Annotated in this window: 17 protein-coding genes; 6 read left to right on the forward strand and 11 right to left on the reverse strand. The window is 70.6% G+C overall.

Translation table 11 applies throughout. From position 1 onward, the window contains the following. Positions 1 to 124: 124 nt before the first annotated feature. Positions 125 to 1765, forward strand: coding sequence for an acetolactate synthase (locus ABZS69_RS49455; RefSeq protein WP_355386540.1), 1641 nt, complete (start codon positions 125 to 127; stop codon positions 1763 to 1765). 3 nt (positions 1766 to 1768) lie between these two features. Here the strand turns inward: ABZS69_RS49455 and ABZS69_RS49460 are convergent, their stop codons facing one another. Further along, entirely contained in the window at positions 1769 to 3355 is a 1587-nt protein-coding gene (locus ABZS69_RS49460; RefSeq protein WP_355386543.1) for a protein kinase, read from the reverse strand. 260 nt (positions 3356 to 3615) lie between these two features. Here ABZS69_RS49460 and ABZS69_RS49465 point away from each other — a divergent pair, with 260 nt between their 5' ends. Continuing rightward, entirely contained in the window at positions 3616 to 4005 is a 390-nt protein-coding gene (locus ABZS69_RS49465) for a hotdog domain-containing protein (protein ID WP_355386546.1), read from the forward strand. Here ABZS69_RS49465 and ABZS69_RS49470 read toward each other — a convergent pair. The 7 genes from ABZS69_RS49470 to ABZS69_RS49500 form a co-directional block, all read right to left on the reverse strand. Beyond that, positions 3995 to 4207 (reverse strand): biotin/lipoyl-binding carrier protein, encoded by a 213-nt coding sequence (locus tag ABZS69_RS49470; RefSeq protein ID WP_355386549.1) that lies wholly within the window; start codon positions 4205 to 4207, stop codon positions 3995 to 3997. The two genes, ABZS69_RS49465 and ABZS69_RS49470, sit on opposite strands and share 11 nt — an antisense overlap. A 32-nt stretch (positions 4208 to 4239) precedes the next feature. Continuing rightward, complete coding sequence (locus ABZS69_RS49475) at positions 4240 to 5595, reverse strand: biotin carboxylase N-terminal domain-containing protein (RefSeq protein ID WP_355386552.1); 1356 nt, start codon at positions 5593 to 5595, stop codon at positions 4240 to 4242. 123 nt (positions 5596 to 5718) lie between these two features. Beyond that, complete coding sequence (locus ABZS69_RS49480; protein WP_355386555.1) at positions 5719 to 7011, reverse strand: HD domain-containing phosphohydrolase; 1293 nt, start codon at positions 7009 to 7011, stop codon at positions 5719 to 5721. Beyond that, a complete protein-coding gene (locus ABZS69_RS49485) occupies positions 7008 to 8357 on the reverse strand; it encodes an HD-GYP domain-containing protein (protein ID WP_355386558.1) in 1350 nt (449 codons plus the stop codon). Before ABZS69_RS49485 ends, ABZS69_RS49480 begins: the two co-directional genes overlap by 4 nt. Before the next feature lie 222 nt (positions 8358 to 8579). After that, complete coding sequence (locus tag ABZS69_RS49490) at positions 8580 to 9521, reverse strand: NAD-dependent epimerase/dehydratase family protein (protein WP_355386561.1); 942 nt, start codon at positions 9519 to 9521, stop codon at positions 8580 to 8582. A gap of 9 nt (positions 9522 to 9530) precedes the next feature. Next, positions 9531 to 9797 (reverse strand): mycothiol system anti-sigma-R factor, encoded by a 267-nt coding sequence (gene rsrA, locus ABZS69_RS49495; RefSeq protein ID WP_355386564.1) that lies wholly within the window; start codon positions 9795 to 9797, stop codon positions 9531 to 9533. Further along, entirely contained in the window at positions 9797 to 10501 is a 705-nt protein-coding gene (locus ABZS69_RS49500) for a sigma-70 family RNA polymerase sigma factor (RefSeq protein ID WP_355386567.1), read from the reverse strand. The genes rsrA and ABZS69_RS49500 overlap by 1 nt, the downstream gene beginning before the upstream one ends. Positions 10502 to 10633: 132 nt before the next feature. Here ABZS69_RS49500 and ABZS69_RS49505 point away from each other — a divergent pair, with 132 nt between their 5' ends. Beyond that, positions 10634 to 11374, forward strand: coding sequence for a methyltransferase domain-containing protein (locus ABZS69_RS49505; RefSeq protein WP_355386570.1), 741 nt, complete (start codon positions 10634 to 10636; stop codon positions 11372 to 11374). Between the two features lie 74 nt (positions 11375 to 11448). Here ABZS69_RS49505 and ABZS69_RS49510 read toward each other — a convergent pair whose 3' ends face one another. Beyond that, positions 11449 to 11781 (reverse strand): TraR/DksA C4-type zinc finger protein, encoded by a 333-nt coding sequence (locus tag ABZS69_RS49510; protein ID WP_355386573.1) that lies wholly within the window; start codon positions 11779 to 11781, stop codon positions 11449 to 11451. Between the two features lie 155 nt (positions 11782 to 11936). Next, positions 11937 to 12683 carry an SOS response-associated peptidase gene (locus ABZS69_RS49515; protein WP_355386576.1) on the reverse strand — a complete coding sequence of 249 codons (747 nt, stop codon included), beginning with the start codon at positions 12681 to 12683 and terminating at the stop codon, positions 11937 to 11939. 389 nt (positions 12684 to 13072) lie between these two features. Here ABZS69_RS49515 and aroA point away from each other — a divergent pair, with 389 nt between their 5' ends. The 3 genes from aroA (at position 13073) to hisN (ending at position 17157) form a co-directional block, all read left to right on the forward strand. After that, positions 13073 to 14359, forward strand: coding sequence for a 3-phosphoshikimate 1-carboxyvinyltransferase (aroA, locus tag ABZS69_RS49520; protein ID WP_355386579.1), 1287 nt, complete (start codon positions 13073 to 13075; stop codon positions 14357 to 14359). A 249-nt stretch (positions 14360 to 14608) separates the two neighbouring features. Then, complete coding sequence (gene rsgA, locus ABZS69_RS49525) at positions 14609 to 15652, forward strand: ribosome small subunit-dependent GTPase A (protein WP_355386639.1); 1044 nt, start codon at positions 14609 to 14611, stop codon at positions 15650 to 15652. Between the two features lie 707 nt (positions 15653 to 16359). Next, positions 16360 to 17157: a histidinol-phosphatase gene (gene hisN / locus ABZS69_RS49530; protein WP_355386642.1), complete on the forward strand. Its 798-nt coding sequence runs from the start codon at positions 16360 to 16362 to the stop codon at positions 17155 to 17157. On the opposite strand, the gene ABZS69_RS49535 is transcribed toward hisN, so the two are convergent. Then, positions 17132 to 18838, reverse strand: a complete 1707-nt coding sequence (locus ABZS69_RS49535) for a right-handed parallel beta-helix repeat-containing protein (RefSeq protein ID WP_355386581.1) — start codon at positions 18836 to 18838, stop codon at positions 17132 to 17134. The genes hisN and ABZS69_RS49535 overlap by 26 nt on opposite strands. Between the last annotated feature and the right edge of the window lie 46 nt (positions 18839 to 18884).

Genomic DNA, 18884 nt, shown 5'->3' on the forward strand with positions numbered 1-18884 from the left:
ATTTACGGCCGCTTCTGGTCCCTCGCTCCGCAAGGTCCTCCCCTGACGGGGATCGCATCCATCCTCGACCTGATTTGAGGGTCGAGGCTTTCTGGGGACCTTCGGTAAGTTGTAAGTTCCCGGCATGGAGTCTGCGAAGCACGCCGGTGACGCCGCCGTCGCCGTTTCCAAGGCCTACGGCGTCGAGACCATGTTCACGCTGTCGGGAGGGCACGTCTTCCCCCTCTACGACGGCGCCGTACACGAGGACATGCGCATCCTCGACGTACGCCACGAGCAGAGCGCGGTCTTCGCCGCCGAGGCGACGGCCCGCCTGACCAGAAAACCGGGCCTGGCCGTGCTGACCGCGGGCCCCGGCATCACCAACGGCGTCAGCGGCGTCGCGACCGCCCACTTCAACGGCTCCCCCGTCGTCGTCATGGGCGGCCGGGCGCCCCAGGCGCGCTGGGGCAGCGGTGCCCTCCAGGAGCTGGACCACCCGCCGCTGCTCAAGCCGATCACCAAGCTGTCGTTCACCGCGACCGGCGCCGAGTCCGTCGGCCAGGACGTCGAGATGGCCTTCCGCACCGCGGTCGCCCCCCACCGCGGCCCGGTCTTCCTCGACTTCTACATGGACCACCTGTTCTCCCCCTCGCCCGAGCACGAGGTGCGGACGCAGACGCCGTCGCCGCTCGAACCCGACCCCGACGACCTGGCCGCCATCGCGCGGCTGCTGGCCGAGGCCGAGCGGCCCGTGCTCGTCTACGGCTCCGACGTGTGGATGGACCGGGCCGAGGAGGCCGCGCGCGACTTCGCCGAGACGTGGCGGCTGCCGGTCATCCCCAACGGCCAGGGCCGCGGCATCCTGCCCTCGGGCCACGAGCTGCTGGTCACGCGGGCCCGCAGCCTGGCGTTCAAGCAGGCCGACCTGGTCATCGTGATCGGCACGCCGCTCGACTTCCGCCTGAACTACGGCTGGTTCGGCAGCAAGGACGCGCTGGCCCGCGTCGTGCACATCGCCGACGCGCCGTCCCAGCTGGCCACCCACATGCGGCCGGTCGCGTCCGCCGCGGGCGACCTGTCCGTGGTGTTCTGGAGCCTCGGCACCGCCTGCGGCGACGCCGGGGTCAAGCCCGACGCGTACGCCTCCTGGGTGTCGAAGCTGGCCGACACGGCCGCCGCGGCCATCGCGGGCGACGCCGAGCTGCTGGCCTCCGGCTCCGACCCGATCCACCCCATGCGCGTGTACGGCGAGCTGGGCAAGGTCCTGGCCGACGACGCCGTGGTGATCGGCGACGGCGGCGACTTCGTCTCCTACGCGGGCAAGTACGTCGAGCCGAAGCAGCCGGGCAACTGGCTCGACCCCGGCCCGTACGGCTGCCTCGGCACCGGCCTCGGCTACTCGGTCGCCGCCCGCCTGGCCCGGCCGTCCTCGCAGGTGGTGCTGCTGCTGGGCGACGGCGCCGCCGGGTTCTCGCTCATGGACGTCGACACCCTCGTACGCCACAAGCTGCCCGTCGTCATGGTCTGCGGCAACAACGGCATCTGGGGCCTGGAGAAGCACCCCATGCAGTTCCTGTACGGCTACGACGTGGCCGCCGAGCTCCAGCCGCAGTGCCGCTACGACCAGGTCGTGACCGCGCTCGGCGGAGGTGGCGAGCTGGTCACCAAGCCGTCGGAGATCGGGCCGGCACTGCGCAGGGCGTTCGACTCCGGCATCCCGTACATGGTGAACATCGCCACCGACCCGCAGATCGCCTATCCCCGCACCACCACGGGGGTGTGAGAGCTACGACTTGGGCGTGGCACTGGGCGAGGGGCTGCCTGTGCTGTCCTCCGGGCAGACGCCGTCGATGACGACCAGCGTGACCGGCTTGGTCACGTCCTGCACCGTCCCACCGCTCGGCGTGGTCCGGGTGATCTTGCCACAGCGCATGCCGTTGGAGGTGGCGGTCCGGTCGTCGGGGATGATCTCCTCGAAGCCGGCCGCCTCGACCATCTCCTGCGCCTGCTGGAACGGCAACCCGACCACCTTGGGCATGCGTACTCTCTTGACGCTCGGCGTCGGGGAGCTCGTGGGGGTCTTGGACGGCGTCCTGGTGACGCTCGGCGTGCTGGAGGGCGTCTTCGTCGGCGGCTTGGGCTCCTCGGTCTCCGTGGGCCTCGGCTTCGTGGTCGTCGGCTCGGGGTCCGGGGTCGGCTCCTCCGAGGGGGTCCTGATCTTCGTGGGCTTGGGCTTGGTGACCTTGGGGCTGCTCTGCGAGCCGTCGGCCATCTGAGAGGTGGTGCTCGTCGGTGTGGGCTCGCCCGTGGTGGTCATGCCCGTCAGCGCGACCGCGGTGGCGCCCGCGCCGAGCACGGCCGCGACGGCGATGCCCGCGATGAGCCCGGTCCTGCGCGGCGCCTTGGCCGCGCGACGGCCGCCCGGGCGCCGTTCGGTCACGGTGGTCGTCTCTTCGGCGGGACGCGCCTGGTGGGCACCCGTCTGGTACGCGTCCACCGGCGGCGCCATGGTGGCCCCGGTGGACAGCACCGGCTGCTCGGGGAGCGCGGCGGGCGTCTGCCCGCTGGCGATGGCCTTGGCCGCCTCGCTCATGGCCCTGGCGGTCGGGTAGCGCCTGGCCGGGTCCTTGGACAGCGCGACCTCGACCAGCGTGCGCACGGCCTGGGGGATGTCGGCGGGCAGCGGCGGCGGGGCCTCGCGGATGTGCTTGAGCGCGATCGTGACCGCGCTGTCGCCGTCGAACGGCCGCTGCCCCACCAGGCACTCGTACGCGACCACGCCGAGCGCGTAAATGTCGACCGCGGGCGTGACAGGGGCGCCCTCGGCCTGCTCGGGGGCGCAGTAGGCGGCCGTGCCGAGCACCATGCCGGCGTCGGTCAGCCGGTTGGCCAGATCGGAGCGGGCGATGCCGAAGTCGGTCAGCACCAGCGTGCCGTCGCGCTGGACGAGCAGGTTGCCCGGTTTGACATCGCGGTGCACGATCCCCCGATCGTGCACGGCCTGCAGCGCCGACGCGGCCTGCGCGATCAGCTCCATGGCCGCCTGTGGCGGGATCCGCCCCAGCCTGGCCAGCAACCGGTCGAGCGGCTCCCCGTCGACGAACTTCATCACCAGGTAGACGGTGTCTCCGCTGACACCGTAGTCGTAGACGTCCACGACCCCGGCATGATTGATCGTGGCCATCGCCCGCGCTTCCCCCTGAAAGCGAGCGACGAACCCAGGGTCCTGCGTACGGCCGGGAAGCAGCACCTTGACGGCGACGGTGCGGGCCAGGACGATGTCCTCTCCGCGCCACACCTCGCCCATGCCGCCGGCGCCGATGCGGGTATCCAGCCGATACCGCCCCGCCAGCGTCGTCCCTTGGGCCACCATGACTCCCCCGCTACCCCCCTACACCAGTAACCTCTTGCACCCCGCGGCTCTCCAACAAAGCGAACTTTGGTCGCGGTCAGGTCACACAGTGGTCACGGAACTCAGAGAGTGTACGACTCACCTGTCTCACATGCCACTCAAATGTCTTAAGCCGTACACACCCTATCCTGGGGCCTTATGCACGCACTTGTCCGCGTTTCCGGGAAGTCAGCGGGCCCATTAGCGAGGCACCGAATTCGGTCCACCGTAGGCTGGCCCCCATGACGCTCGCTCCCGGTCTCCGCGCCCAGTTGCTCATCATGGTCGAGATGGAGGACACCGCGAAGAGGCTCGGCAGCGGGGACGTGCCCGTGCTCGCCACTCCCCGGCTGCTCGCGCTGGCCGAGACGGCGACCGTACGGGCCGTGGAGAAGCACCTCGCGCCGGGCGAGACGTCGGTCGGCACCAGGGTCACGCTCGAACACCTGGCCGCCAGCCCGCTGGGCACGCACGTGCAGATCGGCGTCGAGTTGACCGAGGTCGACGGGCGACGGCTGGTCTTCGCCTTCGAGGCCCACGACAAACACACCGTCGTGGGCCGCGGCACGATCGAACGCGTCGTGGTCGACCGCGCCAGGTTCCTGGCGAGAGCGCAACAATCTACTCGATGACCGCGATCAGGTGGCCTTCCTGGATCACTTCGCCCTCGGCCACCTTGAGCTGCGCCACCACGCCGTCGTCCTCGGCGAGCACCGGGATCTCCATCTTCATGGACTCGAGGATGACCAGCGTGTCGCCGTCGGAAACGGTGTCACCCTCCTTGACGACGACCTTCCACACGTTCGCCACCATCTCAGCGCGTACCTCAGCCACCGGGACTCCCATCTGTCGTCAATGTACTCACCTTAGGCTCGCATCCGGCCGACAAGTCCAGTGTCATAGTCGCCGGTGACGAACTCCGCGTTGTTCAGCAGCTCCGCGCAGAACGGCAGGTTGTTCTTGGGCCCCTCGACGACGAAGGCCGCCACGACCTTGCGCCCTTTCTCCAGCGCGTCGGCGCGGGTCTCGCCGTGGACGCAGAGCTTGGCCATCAGCGGGTCGTAGAACGGGGTGACCGTGTTGCCGGCCGCATAGCCGGAGTCGACGCGTACGCCCTCTCCGTCCGGTTCGACCCATGCGGTGATCGTGCCAGGCCCGGGGAAGAACCGCTGGGGATCCTCCGCGTAGACCCTGAACTCGATCGCGTGCCCGGTGGTCGCGGGCCGCACCTCGGGGCTCTCGCCGGCCGCCACGCGCAGCTGCAGCTCGACCAGGTCGAGCCCGGTGACCAGCTCCGTGACCGGGTGCTCCACCTGCAGCCGGGTGTTCATCTCCAGGAACACGAAGTCCTGCGCGTCGGCGTCGACCAGGCACTCGACGGTGCCCGCGCCGAGGTAGCCGACGGCCTCGCCGGCGCGCACGGCGGCGGCCAGCATGCGCTCGCGCAGCTCGGGGGTGATGCCCGGGGACGGCGACTCCTCGACGACCTTCTGGTGGCGGCGCTGCACCGAGCAGTCACGCTCGCCCAGCGCCACGACCCGGCCGTCGGGCAGGCCGAGGATCTGCACCTCGACGTGGCGGGCCCGTTCGATGTAGCGCTCGAGCAGCACCGCCGGACCGTCGAGCGCGTCTCCCGAGAACCTGGCGGCCGCCCTGGCCGCCTGCTCGAACGCCTTGCCCAGGCCCTCGTCGTCGTGGGCCACGCTCATGCCGATGCCACCGCCACCGCCCGCGGCCTTGACCATGACCGGGTAGCCGATGGCGTCGGCGGCCTTGAGCGCCTGCGACAGGTCGGTGACCGGCTCGCGGGTGCCCGCGGCGACCGGCACGCCGGCCTTCTCCATGAGGTTCCGGGCGTTGATCTTGTCGCCCATCCTGTCGATGGCCTCGGGCGCGGGACCGATCCACACCAGCCCGGCGTCGATCACGGCCCTGGCGAACGCGGCGTTCTCCGCGAGGAACCCGTAACCCGGGTGAATCGCCCTGGCACCGGTCGCGCGGGCCGCCTCCAGCACCTTGTCGGCGTCGAGATAGCTCTGCGCGGGACTGGCCGGACCGATCAGCACGGCCTCGTCGGCCTCCCGCACGAACGGCAACTCGCCGTCGGCATCCGAGTGGACGGCGATGGCCCGCAGCCCCAGCCGCTTGACCGTACGGATGACCCGCCGCGCGATCTCCCCCCGATTGGCGATCAGAACGGGTCCGAGCGTCTCAGTAAGCACGCCGACCACCCTACGGCCGCGACCGCCGCGGCTCCTTTCCCCCTAAACCACCGATCCGGCGATCATGATCTGTAGGAACCCCACAATTGTGAACGGACGAAAACCCCACAGCGCTTGTACGGACTAGACGCGCCCGCGGCCGATCACCCGGGTGAGCGCCTCGATCGCATGCGGATCGTACGCGCTGCCCGACGACAGCCGGATGCGCTCCAGCGCGGCCCCGGCGCGGTCGCGGTCGGTCGAGGGCCCCACCAGGTCGTCGTAGGCGTTGGCGACCTTGATGATGCGGCTCGACAGGGGCGGGTCGTCGGTGATCGGATCGCACTGGCGGCGCACCACGTCGGCCACCCGGTCGAGCACGCCGGTCTGCCTGATCACCTCGGCGCCCAGCTCGGCGATGCGCCGCGCCTGGTCGGGCTCGGTGAGCACGGTGGCGCCGCCGGGGATCGGGTCGCGCAGCGAGAGCTGACCGATGTCGTGCATCAGCGAGGCGTATTCGAGCTCCAGCAGCTCGGGCTCGGCCATGCCCAGCTCTCTGCCGATCGCCACGGCCAGGCGGCTCACCCTGCGCGAATGGCCGGGCTCGACGTAGCCGCCGACCTCCGTGACCCGCGACAGCGCGCGGACGGTCTGCAGGTAGGTGGCGCGGATCCCGGCGTACTTCCGGAAGGCCACCTGCGTGACGAGCAGCGGCGCCGCGAACACCAGCAGCGCCACCAGGTCCATGCTGTGCGTGGCCAGCGCGAGCAGCACGCCCGACGAGGCCACGGCCGCGCCCAGCGGGAAGGCCATGTTGACCTCGTCGCGCACGGCCACCCGGAACGAGGTGCGCAGCTGCTCGGCCCGCAGCAGCGCGGCGATCAGCACGTCGATCAGCAGGGTGATCGCGATGAGCGTGACCATCACCGCGAGCGCCGGCCACCAGGTGCTGGTCGGCGGTTTGGTCAGCAGGTAGAGCGGGTCGGCCAGCGGCCGGAACGCGAAGGCCAGCAGCGCGCCGGTGAGCAGCCGCCGCGCCATCGCGTCCAGCCGCGGCGGGCGGCCGACGGCCAGGTGCGGGAGCGCGCCGGCCGCCATGCCGACCGCGATCACGGCGACGACCTGCAGCGCGGAGTGGCGCAGCGGGTTTTGGCTGAGGTCGAGCAGCAGTGTGTAGCCCAGCGCGGCGGCCGCGCCGATGGGCGCGACCTCCCTGTTGCCCGGCATGGTGAGCCTGGCCAGCTCGCCGACCGCGATCAGCGCCCCGAACCCGACCGCGATCTCCGTGCGGTCGAGCCCGACGGCGGCGGTGTGAGCGACGCCCGCGATCGCGACCAGCCCCGCCGCGCAGATGAGCAGCAGCTGGCCGGAGTCGAGCCGGCGGAAGACCGTGTTCAGTGAGCGTTCTGCGCGCCTCGGGCGCTCCGTGGTGATCATTGCCCGGTCACGACCTCGATGGGCATGGTCGGGTCGTCGTGGTCCTTGATCGGGGTCTCGTCGGGCGGCGGCGCGTCGACCTTGCGCGGCGGCTGCCACGGCTCCCGGTCGAGCACGCGGATGAAGGCCGCGACCATGACGGGGTCGAAGTGGGTGCCCGCGGTCTTGCGCAGCTCGTCGAGCGCCTCCGCGACGGGCCTGGCGCCCCGGTAGGAGCGGTCGGAGGTCATCGAGTCGAACGCGTCGGCCACCGCGATGACCTTGGCGAACTCGGGGATCTCGTCACCGGCCAGCCCCATCGGGTAGCCGGTGCCGTCGTGGCGCTCGTGGTGGTGCATGATCCCGGCGTACGCCTCGTCGAGGAAGCCGATGCCGCGCACGATCTCCAGGCCCCGCATCGGGTGGAGCTGGATCGCGGCGAACTCCTCCTCGGTGAGCGGCCCGTCCTTCTGCAGCACCTTGGTGGGCACTCCGAGCTTGCCCACGTCGTGCAACATGCCCGCGTAGCGGATGGCCCGCACGCGCTCGGTGCCCATGCCGATCTCCTGAGCGATCATGGAGGAGGCGAGCGAGACCCGCGTGCAGTGGCCCCGGGTGTAGTAGTCCTTCGTCTCGACGGCCTGGCAGAGCGCGGCGATCGTGGCGTCGTACGAGCGCTGCTGCGCGTGATACTGCCCGAACGCCCACCGCGCCACGAACAGCGGCAGCAGCACCAGCACCGCCGAGATCGACTGCACGGTCGCCCAGAGCCCGGCCACCAGCAGCCCGAACGTGCCGTATCCCAGGTACGACAGCAGGAACTGGGCCATGCCGCGCAGCGGCACCTCGGTGGCCCGCACCCGCGTGGCCAGCCCGATCATGGTCAGCGTGAGCACGATGTTGAGCGGCACGAAGACCGCCATGGCGGCGGCGTAGGGGCCGATGAGATCGTCGAACGCGTTGACCAGGGGCACGCCGACCTGGCCGTGGAGCGCCTCGTAGACCCGCCCGGCCACGTAGCCGCAGATGGCGAACTGCGCGCCGTTGAACAGCCGCTTGATCAGCGGCAGCCCGGGCCGCACGCTCACCATCGCGGTCAGCCCCACCAGTGCGGCGCCCTCGGGGCCGATCAGCACCACCGCCGCCAGCGAGGCGGAGAAGCTGACCGACACCGCGAACTGCTCCACGTTGAGCAGCGTCGGCATCGACTCGCACACCAGGAACAGCAGGGCGAGCACCAGCAGGACGTCAAGGTCCTCCGGGGCCACGGGGGCCCCGGAGACCATGACGCTGCGCGCCAGGAGGGCGACCGCCGCGCCGATCACGGCGATCAGATAGACCCTCGCAGGCCACGGCAGATCACGCATTGCGGCCCCCTACGGACATCAGGTCCAGGACACCCCTGGGGGAACCGCTCCCCCGATCAGCATGACCACAGGAGTGAGCATGACGGCGGCGATGAGCAGCCGGGCGACCAGTGCCTTGAACATCCACATGCCTCCACGTCGAGTTCTGGGGTTCAACGCTACAGAAGACGACGTCGCTGCATGGGCGTAGTCGGAAATCGCAAGCAAAGCGTAATCAAGCCACTACTTCACGCGACGATTTCGGGCCCATTCGACGGTTTTCTTCACACCTGTCGGCAGGTCCGTACGCGGCTGCCAGCCGAGCCCTTCGTGGGCCGGCACCGGATCGACCGCCATCGCGGGCAGGTCGCCCAGGCGCGGCGGCGCGAACCCCGGCTTGTCCTGAGCCCCCGCCGCGTCGGCGATGAGCGAGTGGAGCCGGCGGTCGGTGGTCTGGATGCCGGTGCCGAGGTTGAACCGCCGGCCGTTGCCCTGCTGCCCGAGCGCCTTGACGAAGCCGTCGACGACGTCCTCGACGTAGACGTAGTCGCGGGTCTGGGTGCCGTCGCCGTAGACGACCGTGGGCGTGCCGCCGAGCAGCGCGTCGGTGAAGATCGACACCACGCCCGCCTCGCCCTCGGGCGACTGGCGCGGGCCGTAGACGTTGGAGAGCACCAGCGTGGTGTATTCGATGCCGTGCAGCGCGCGGAACGCGGCGAGGTAGGTCTCGCCGCCCAGCTTCGAGGCGGCGTACGGCGAGCGCGGGTCGGTGGGCGCGTCACCGGGCACGGGGATCGTGGCGGGCCTGCCGTAGACGGCCACGGACGAGGCGAACAGCACCTTGCGGGCCCGCCCTTCGTGGGCGGCGGCGAGCACGGAGGCGGTGCCCTCTACGTTGATCCTGGCGTCGCGCCTCGGATCGGCCACGCTCTTGCGCACGCTGATCTGCGCGGCCAGGTGACAGACGACCTCCGGCTGCAGCTCGGCCACCAGGCCGGTCAGCGCGGGGTCGAGCACGTCGAGCACGTGCAACCGGAAACGGTCGCTGGAGGCCGCCCCGGCCAGGTTTTCCCTGGACCCCGACGACAGGTCGTCCACCACGTCGACCTCGTACCCCTCGGAGAGGAGGCGATCGACGAGATTGGACCCGATGAACCCGGCACCCCCGGTGACCAACACGCGCATGGGGGAATCCTAGTCGGCCAGCTCCGCCCTCACCTGCGCGATGCGCGCCAGCACTTTGGAGCGCAGATCGCCGGGGACCGGGTCGCAGCCGCAGTGCTTGTGCACGAGGGCCTTGATCGCCTTGTCGAGGTCATATTCCTGGAGGCACGGACTGCACTCCTCGAGATGCACGCGGATCTCGACGACGTCGTTGTCGGTCAGCTCGCCGTCGAGGTAGGCGTAGACCTTGTCGAGCACCTCACGACAGTCGGTGTCATGCGGGTTGCCACAGCTCATTACGATCCCTCCGCCGGGACCAGACCCCGCTCACGAGCATAGTCCTCAAGGAGGCCCCGGAGCTGCCTGCGTCCTCTGTGCAGCCTCGACATCACAGTGCCGATCGGAGTGCCCATGATGTCGGCGATCTCTTTATAGGGGAAGCCTTCGACGTCGGCCAGGTAAACCGCGATCCTGAACTCTTCCGGCAGGGCCGCCAGCGCCTGCTTGATGTCGCCGTCGGGCAGATGCTCAAGGGCCTCGACCTCGGCCGACTTCAGCCCGGTCGAAGTGTGCGACTCCGCCCGCGCGAGCTGCCAGTCCTCGATCTCCTCCGTGCCGGACTGCTTCGGCTCACGCTGCTTCTTGCGGTAGCTGTTGATGAACGTGTTCGTCAGGATCCGGTAGAGCCACGCCTTGAGGTTGGTGCCCTGCTGGAACTGATGAAACGACGCGAACGCCTTGGCGAAGGTCTCCTGCAGCAGGTCCTCCGCGTCCGCGGGATTCCGGGTCATCCGGAGCGCGGCGGAGTAGAGCTGCTCGAGATACGGCATGACATCGCGCTCGAATCGCTCGCTTCGCTGCTCCAGCGTCTCCGCGCCTGTCGCGGGCACCGGACCCACCCCCCTAAGATCACCGGTGGCCGGCTGTTGCGGAACACCGTACTCAGGGGAGGATACCCGCTGGCCGGTGCCTTGCCGGTCAGTGGGGAGGAGTCTTGCCATTGTGAGCATGCTCGTCGCAACACGCCCGCGCCCTTGTCTGTTCCCGCAAGATAGAAGGTACGAAGCACCCGGTGCGGGGAACGTCCATACGTACCGGCTGGTAGCCCTTTACCCGGAACTCAGGAGTCGCGTGTGCTGCCCATTCCGGCCGAGGAACTGAACGGCTCAGGGACGCTTGGGCCGTACTGGACCTTCTACCGCGCCGTCGCCGCCGAACAACTCAACCGCTGGCTCCCCGGTGAGCCCTCCGTCGTCCTCGATCTCTCCGGCGGCCGGGGGCGTTGGTCCGGCCAGGTGGCCAAGGCAGGGCACAAGGTGATCGAGGTGCTCGACTTCCGCCGCACCGTCGATGTCCGGTCCGGATTGCGGGATGCCGACCGGGTTCGTCATGTACGCGCCGACGATCTGGCGTTCCTGCCCGACGCGAGCGTGGACGCCGTGCTCGCCGAGGAGCGCGTGATGTCGATCGAGCTGATGGCCGAGTCGGCGATGAGCGACGTGGCCAGAGTGCTGCGGCCGGGCGGGCGGGCGCTGGTGTGCGTCGACTCGCTGGTGCTGGGCATGGCGATCCTGGCCGAGCAGGAGCAGTGGCAGCACCTGCGGCAGACCGGCGAGGTCATGCTCGTGCCGTGGCCGGACGGCAGCATCACGCGGTGCTTCAGCAGCGGGCAACTGCGCGAGCTGCTGGTGGGCGCCGGGCTCGAGGTGGAGTGGATGCGGCCGCGCACGGTGCTGTCGCCGTCCACGGTCGACCACGTGCTCGGGGCCGACGCACGCGCCCTGAACTACCTGGTGCGTACGGAGCTGGAGGCCCATCCGGACGACGACGACACCGTCGGCATCCATCTGGTCGCCAGCTGCCGCAAAAGCTGACTCCGCCCGGCTGCGGAAGAGGTGTGCCGCCGTTCTTCGTGTCCGGCGGCAGCTCTTCAGTGTTCCCGGCTCGGTCAGCGGCGCCGCTCGCGCTTGCCCTGGCACTGCACGCACCGCGCGGCCTCCGGACGGGCTTCCAGCCGCCCTTCCGGCACCGGCTTGGCGCAGTCGACGCACCGGCCGTACACGCCTTGCTCCAGGCGTTTGATGGCCTCGACCACAGCGCGCCGCTGTGATGTGGCCACGGTCATCATGGCCTGGGCCCGATCGGCGTCCGTCAGGTCCGAGCCTGCGTCGGCCGCCGAATGCTCGCGGACGGCGACGGGATCGCCCTGGAGGACCCCGATCGATCGGTCCAGTTCCACGAGCATGTCTTCCAGCCGCTCACGAGCGGTCGTGACATCCACGAATCCGCACCTCCGGGTGAATCACGGCAGCCCGCGGCTGGGACTCCCCGGTTGTCCCGCCCGGTGCAATTAGGGGGCATTTATGGCGGTGACACCGAGTAAACGGATGCATCGCTTTCCTCACCGAATGCCCACTTACCGCGCTTCTTACACCTTTAGAAAAGTGCGGTTTCCCCTTCTTCCGGTAGAGGTTTGATGAGGTCCGGGCCGTTGTTTCTGACGTTGTTGACGTCCGTGGAGACGGGGTACGCCGTGAGCCGCCCCTGCTCAGCGGGCACCAGCAGCCGCGAGGCCTGCTCGACGTCGGTGACCTTGGGGTCGAGCCATTCGGCCCAGCGATCCCGCTCGATCATCATGGGCATCCTGTCGTGGATGCGGCCGAGCTCGTCCTCTGCGTCCGTGGTGATGACGGTGCAGGTCACCAGCCATTTGAGGGGATCGTCGTCGGCCCGCGACGGGTCCTTCCAGAACTCGTACAGGCCCGCCATCGCCAGCACCCCGCCGTCCTCCGGATGGATGAAGTACGGCTGTTTCTTCTTCTTTTCGCCTTCGACCGGCATCCACTCGAAATAGCCGTCGGCCGGCAGGAGGCACCTGCGTTTGGCGAACGCCTGGCGGAACGACGGTTTCTCGGCCACCGTCTCGATCCTGGCGTTGATCAGCCTGGACCCGATCGACGGATCCTTCGCCCACGCGGGCACCAGGCCCCACTTGACGATCCTGAGCTGCCGCACCGCCCGCGGTGCGTCCTTGGGCACCCGGCTCAGCACGGCGTAGACGTTCTTGGTCGGCGCGACGTTGTAGTCGGCCCCGAGCTCCTGGTCGGGGTCGCCGTCCTGCTCGACCTGGAACTCCTCGAGCAACTCGTGCTTCTTGCGCGCCGACGCGTATCTACCGCACATGACCCCACACTGCCACGTACGGCTTTCGCCCGCATGTTCGCCTCACCCACCCGAGCCGCCCAACGGGTTCCCACCACCCGACAAGGCCACCCAACAGGTTCGCGCCACCAGACAAGGCCACCCAACAGGTTCGCGCCACCAGACAAGGCCACCCGACGGGCTCGCACCACCTGCCCAGACCACCCGACGGGCTCGCACCATCCACCCAGACCACCCGACGGGTTCGCGCCACCCGCCCGGTCACTCGGCGGGTTTGCCTCATCCGCCCCTGCCGCCCCGGAGGGCGTTGCCAAAGTGTCGTCCGGGTGTTGTCCACAGGCGCGACGGCACGTTCGGGCGCTGTCCACAGGCTGTGACCCTCGCCCTACCACTCCCAGTACTCTTTGACCATGCCCGCTCCGCACTGGCCCGCGCCCACGGCGACCGCTCCGGTCACCGCCACCGTCCCGCTGCCCGGCTCCAAGTCGGTGACCAACCGCGCGCTCGTCCTGGCCGCGCTCGCCGACGGCCCCGGCGTCGTGCGCCGGGCGCTGCGCAGCCGCGACGCGGACCTGATGGCGTCCGCCCTGCGAGCCCTGGGCGCCACCCTGACGCCCGCCGACGAGAGCGCCACGGCGGTCGACTGGCACGTGACGCCGGGCCCGATCCGGGGCGGCGCGAGCATCGACGCGGGCCTGGCCGGCACGGTCATGCGGTTCGTCCCGCCGGTGGCCGCCCTGGCCGACGGGCCGGTCTCCTTCGACGGCGACCCGCACGCCCGCAAGCGTCCGATGGGCCCCATCCTCGACGCCCTGCGCTCGCTGGGCGCCAGGATCGACAACGACGCGCTGCCGTTCACGATCAGCGGGCCGCTGGTGGGCGGCGAGGTCACGCTGGACGCGTCTGGCTCGTCGCAGTTCGTGTCGGGGCTGATGCTGACGGCGGCGCGGTTCGAGAAGGGCATCACGATCCGCCATGTGGGCCCGCCGGTGCCCTCGCAGCCGCACATCGAGATGACCGTGGAGATGCTCAGGGCGGCCGGCGTCACCGTGGACGACAGCGAGTCCGACGTGTGGCGCGTCGAGCCCGGCCCGATCGCGGCCAGGGACATGACGGTCGAGCCCGACCTGTCCAACGCGGCCCCGTTCCTGGCCGCCGCCCTGGTCACGGGGGGCACCGTCACGATCCCCACCTGGCCGGCCCACACCACGCAGCCCGGCGACGCGCTGCGCGGCCTGCTCACCGCGATGGGCGCCACCGTGGCCCGCTCCCCCGACGGAGCCGACCTGGTGGTCACCGGGCGGCCCACCGGCGAGATCACCGGCATCGACGCCGACCTCCACGAGGTGGGCGAGCTGACCCCGACGATCGCCGCCCTCGCCGCGCTCGCGACCACCCCGAGCCGCATCCGGGGCATCGCCCACCTGCGCGGCCACGAGACCGACCGGCTGGCCGCGCTGGCCACCGAGATCAACCGGCTGGGCGGCGACGCGGAGGAGACCGCCGACGGCCTGATCATCCGCCCCCGCGCGCTGCACGGCGGCACCTTCCACAGCTACGACGATCACCGCATGGCCACGGCCGGAGCCGTGATCGGTCTCAGGGTGCCCGACGTCGAGGTGGAGAACATCGCGACGACCGCCAAGACCCTGCCGGAGTTCGTCCAGATGTGGGCAGGCATGCTGGAGGCGCGGTGACCCGGCGGCGCCTGCCCTTGGGCGCGGGTTTCGCGCTGGAAACGCCGGGCACGTCGGAAATGGGCGACCCGTGAGGGTCCGCCACCCGTACGGCGAGGCAGAGATCCACCAGCACGGCGCCACCCCGGCCTGCCCGCGGCGGCGTTCGATCCCCCATCAGCACCGACCGGCCGACATGCCTCCTGGCCGAGCCGGGGGACACCGCACAGGTCATCGAGGGAAAGCGAGCGAGGGCATGGGAGCAGACCGCTGAGGAAGCGGGAGTACGACGAGGACGACGTACGGGTCAGGCCGGGCAAGGGCTCCAGGCCGCGGACCCGGATCCGCCCTGCGCACGAGGACGCCGTGGAGGGCTTCGTGGTGGCCGTGGACCGCGGCCGCTACACGACGCTGGTCGAGCCGGAGCGCCCGAAGGGGTCCGCGCAGAAACGCAAGCAGCAGCCGCAGCGCCGCCTGGTGGTCGCCATGAAGGCCCGTGAGCTGGGCCGCAAGGGCATCGTGGTGGGCGATCGGGTGGCCCTCGTCGGCGACGTCTCGGGCCGCCCCGACACCCTGGCCAGGGTCGTCCGCGTGGAGCCCCGCACGTCGATGCTGCGCCGCTCGGCCGACGACACCGAGGACACCGACGGCATCGAGCGCCCGGTCGTGGCCAACGCCGACCAGCTCGTCATCGTCACCGCCCTGGCCGACCCGCCGCCCCGGCCCCGCATGATCGACCGCATCCTGGTGGCCGCCTTCGACGCCGAGATCGACACCCTGCTCTGCCTCACCAAGTCCGACCTCGCCCCGCCCGACGAGCTGGTGGCCCTGTACGAGCCCTTGGGCGTCCCGCACGTCGTCGTCCACAAGGGCGGCTCCCTGGAGGAGCTCCGCGACCACCTGAAGGGCCGCGTCAGCGTTCTGGTCGGCCATTCGGGCGTCGGCAAGTCCACCCTGGTCAACGCCCTGGTCCCGGACGCCAATCGCGCCGTCTCCCAGGTCAACGCCGTAACGGGCCGCGGCCGCCATACCTCCACCTCGGCCGTGGCCCTGGAGCTGCCGGAGAGCGGCTGGATCATCGACACCCCGGGCGTGCGCAGCTTCGGCCTGGCCCACGTGTCCATGGAGACGGTGTTGGCCGCGTTCCCGGACCTGGTGGAGGGCACGGTCGACTGCCCGAAGGGCTGCACGCACCTGGGCCCGGAGTGCGCCCTCGACGCCTGGGTCGCCGCCGGCAACGCCGGCCCGGCCCGCCTCGAATCCCTCCGCCGCCTCCTCTCCAGCCGCGAAGGCACCCTCGACGACACCCCCTGACCCCGCCGGCCAGGCCCTCCCACGGATCACACCCGAAACATCCATCACCCACGCCCCGCCCACCGGTCGCACCCGAGACACCCACCCACCAAGCCGCATCCGGGACATCAGCCACCGACCCACGTCAAGGGCGTCGCGCTGACGCAATGCGCGCGGGGGCAATGCGTCGCTCGCACCACACCACGCCACAGCGCGCCGCCGGGCAGCACGCCATCCCATCGCACCGCCCCATCGCACCGCCCCATCGCACCGCCCCATCGCACCGCACCGACCTGCAGCGAGACGCCGGGGGACCGCACCACCCCAAGCCCGCCACACCGCACCACGTCGCTCGACAGCTCGCCACACCGCCCGCCACGCCCGGGAAGCTCGCCGCACCGCACCGCGCCACGTCGTCCGGTAGCCCGACGCACCACCGCACCACCGCATAGCCCCGCCACACCGGCCGCAGCCCGCCGATGCCTCCGCCGAGGCCGCGCGCCCCCTGAGCCCCGGCCAAGGCGTGTGCAAAAGCGCCACCGGTGGCCTGCCGCCAGTCGGGGGGCTGGGGCGGGCGGTGGGCTCCCGCCTGGCGGTGGCGTGGTGTTCCCGTGCCGGCGACACCACGCTCCGGAGCGGTGGCGACACGCGCGAGATAGACACCGTTACTAGAAAAGGGGCGTTGGTGACTGATGTTCTGTATGGCCGACACGGTAGCGTGGGCGATCGTGCAGGGTTACAACGACGATCTTCGACTGGCGCACGTCATGGCGGACGCCGCCGACGACCTGACCATGCGGCGGTTCAAGGCGGTCGATCTCAAGGTCGACACCAAGCCCGATCTGACCCCGGTCAGCGACGCCGACCGCACCGTGGAGGAGGCCATCCGGGGCACGTTGCGCCGCGCCAGGCCGCGCGACGCCGTGGTGGGCGAGGAGTTCGGGAAGACCGGCTGGGGCGCCCGTTCGTGGATCATCGACCCCATCGACGGCACGAAGAACTACGTGCGCGGCGTCCCCGTCTGGGCGACCCTCATCGCGCTCATGGAGTACGGCAGGGTCGTCGTCGGCCTGGTGTCGGCCCCCGCGCTCGGCCGGCGGTGGTGGGCGGCGACCGAGGGCGGCGCGTGGACCGGTAAGAGCCTGACCAAGGCGTCCCGGATGCAGGTGTCCTCCGTGTCGAGCCTGGAGGACGCGTCGTTCTCCTACTCCAGCTTCGGCGGATGGGAGAAGACGGGCAAGCTCGACAACTTCCTCGACCTCAGCCGATCCTGCTGGCGTACCAGGGCGTACGGGGACTTCTGGTCGCACATGATGGTCGCCGAGGGATCGGTGGACCTGTCGGCCGAGCCCGAGCTGTCACCGTGGGACATGGCGGCGCTCACCGTGATCCTCGAGGAGGCCGGCGGCAAGTGGACCGACGTCTCCGGCGTGAAGGGCCTGGAGGGCGGCAGCCTGGTCTGCACGAACGGCATCCTGCACACCGAGGTGATCAACCGCCTCAACGGGACCACTCTGCTCTCCTGACCCCCGCCCGGGACTGGATGTCGGCGGTGGCGGCGTCGAGCTCGGAGCCGTCCTTGATCGTCACGTTGCCCTCGTAGCCGACCCCGCTCGGCGGGTTGTCGTGGCCGATGGGGTCGGAGTCCCAGAAGTTGCCCCGGAAGACCACGTTCTCCAGCGGCGGTCCGACCTCCAGGACGGCGGTGTTGTCGGCCCGCATGACGACGTTCCCCTCGATCGTCACCCACGAGGCGCCGTAGTCGGCGTAGAGCGCGAAGTTGTACGGCGTCCGCGTGTCCTTGATGACGTTCCCCTGCACCAGCGCCTGGTTCTCGGCCGAGTCGCCCTGCCGCCCGGACAGGTAGACGCCGCCCCCGTCGGCCAGCACCCCCATGGTGTCCTTGGTGAGGTTGCGGAGGACGCGCGTGCCCTCCCCCGGGCCGACGACGATGCCGCAGTGCGGGACGTCCGTGACCTCGTTGTTCGCGACCACGCATCCGTACGTGCCCGTCACGCCGATCCCTGGCGAGCCGCTGTATTCGAGCCCGACGTGGTGAACCCTGTTGTCCTCGATCGAGGCGTTCCGCGCCCCGGACACCACGACGCCGCCGCCCGACAGGGTGTTGAAGTCACACGCCCGCACCACCAGATCGGCGCCGCCGGAGACCCCCAGCCCCGTGGCCCCGAGCCGGGTGAACCGGCAGCCCTCGATCTCGGCCCCGACCGCATCCTCGAACGTCACACAAGAGGGAATCGTCACGGAAGCGGTCGGATACGTCACGGACGCCCCCTCGCCGAGAACCGCCGTCTCGACACCCCCGCCCTCGTAGTAGCCGTTCCCGTGATAATGCAGGAACCCCTCCGGGCGGCTCGGCCGCAGCCACGTCGCGTCCGCGAACACCAGCCCCTTGAACGCCACGTCCCGCGCCCCCACGACGCTCACGAGCGTCTCCAGCACGGGCGCCACCACCCGCGTACGAGCGGGATCCTCCCCCGGCCGGGGCAGGTAGAGCAGCACGTGGCGCCCGGGACGCGAGCGGTCGAGCACGAAGGTCCCGGGCTCGCGCAGGAAGCTCGGGTCGTTCTCGATCCTGGTCGGCAGCCCAGGACCGCGCGACGTCTGCCCATCCCAGGTGGAGTTGTACAGCTCGGTCGCCCACCCGAACGCCGGCTGCGCCATCGTGATCACCGTGCCTCCGGACACCGACGCCACCCCGCAGCGAGCCTCGGTCCACGGATAGACGCCCCGATGGACGAACTCGACGTCCCCCGGGCTCCGCCACCCGAGCGGCTCGTCCGTGACGTAACCGGTGGCGGTCGCCCGAGCGTCGCCGGGCAGGCCGGCGATCCAGGCGCGCTCGGCCCGGCGGCCGTCCACGTACAGCTGGCGCGTGTCGAGGTCGCCGACCTCCGCCGCCCAGACGCCGTCCCGCACCTGCCACCCCGTGATCGGCCGGCCGCCGCTCACCACCGCCTCCTCCTGCTCGGGCGTGCCGTGCCCGTACGCCTGGTAGACCGTCCCCGAGTCGGCCTCGCCGAGCGAGAACGGCTCCGTGAGCACGTGGGTCCCGCCCCGGAGGTGTACGAGGGCGCCGCCGGCCGCCTCGCGGGCCGCGGAGCGCGCGCGTGAAAGAGTGGCGAACGGGCGATCGGCCGAGCCGGGCCCGGAGTCGTCGCCGGAGGATGAGACGTGGAAGTGGAACATCGAAGACCGCCTTTGCTGTTTATGCCGTACACGTAGTAGACACCAT

The organism is Nonomuraea sp. NPDC005650 (assembly GCF_040605375.1).
GTDB lineage: Bacteria > Actinomycetota > Actinomycetes > Streptosporangiales > Streptosporangiaceae > Nonomuraea.

Coding starts and splice junctions, on each gene's coding strand:
- ABZS69_RS49455 (WP_355386540.1), top strand. CDS start 125: ATGGAGTCTGCGAAGCACGCCGGTGACGCCGCCGTCGCCGTTTCCAAG.
- ABZS69_RS49460 (WP_355386543.1), bottom strand. CDS start 3,355: ATGGTGGCCCAAGGGACGACGCTGGCGGGGCGGTATCGGCTGGATACC.
- ABZS69_RS49465 (WP_355386546.1), top strand. CDS start 3,616: ATGACGCTCGCTCCCGGTCTCCGCGCCCAGTTGCTCATCATGGTCGAG.
- ABZS69_RS49480 (WP_355386555.1), bottom strand. CDS start 7,011: ATGATCACCACGGAGCGCCCGAGGCGCGCAGAACGCTCACTGAACACG.
- ABZS69_RS49485 (WP_355386558.1), bottom strand. CDS start 8,357: ATGCGTGATCTGCCGTGGCCTGCGAGGGTCTATCTGATCGCCGTGATC.
- ABZS69_RS49490 (WP_355386561.1), bottom strand. CDS start 9,521: ATGCGCGTGTTGGTCACCGGGGGTGCCGGGTTCATCGGGTCCAATCTC.
- rsrA (WP_355386564.1), bottom strand. CDS start 9,797: ATGAGCTGTGGCAACCCGCATGACACCGACTGTCGTGAGGTGCTCGAC.
- ABZS69_RS49500 (WP_355386567.1), bottom strand. CDS start 10,501: ATGGCAAGACTCCTCCCCACTGACCGGCAAGGCACCGGCCAGCGGGTA.
- ABZS69_RS49515 (WP_355386576.1), bottom strand. CDS start 12,683: ATGTGCGGTAGATACGCGTCGGCGCGCAAGAAGCACGAGTTGCTCGAG.
- aroA (WP_355386579.1), top strand. CDS start 13,073: ATGCCCGCTCCGCACTGGCCCGCGCCCACGGCGACCGCTCCGGTCACC.
- ABZS69_RS49535 (WP_355386581.1), bottom strand. CDS start 18,838: ATGTTCCACTTCCACGTCTCATCCTCCGGCGACGACTCCGGGCCCGGC.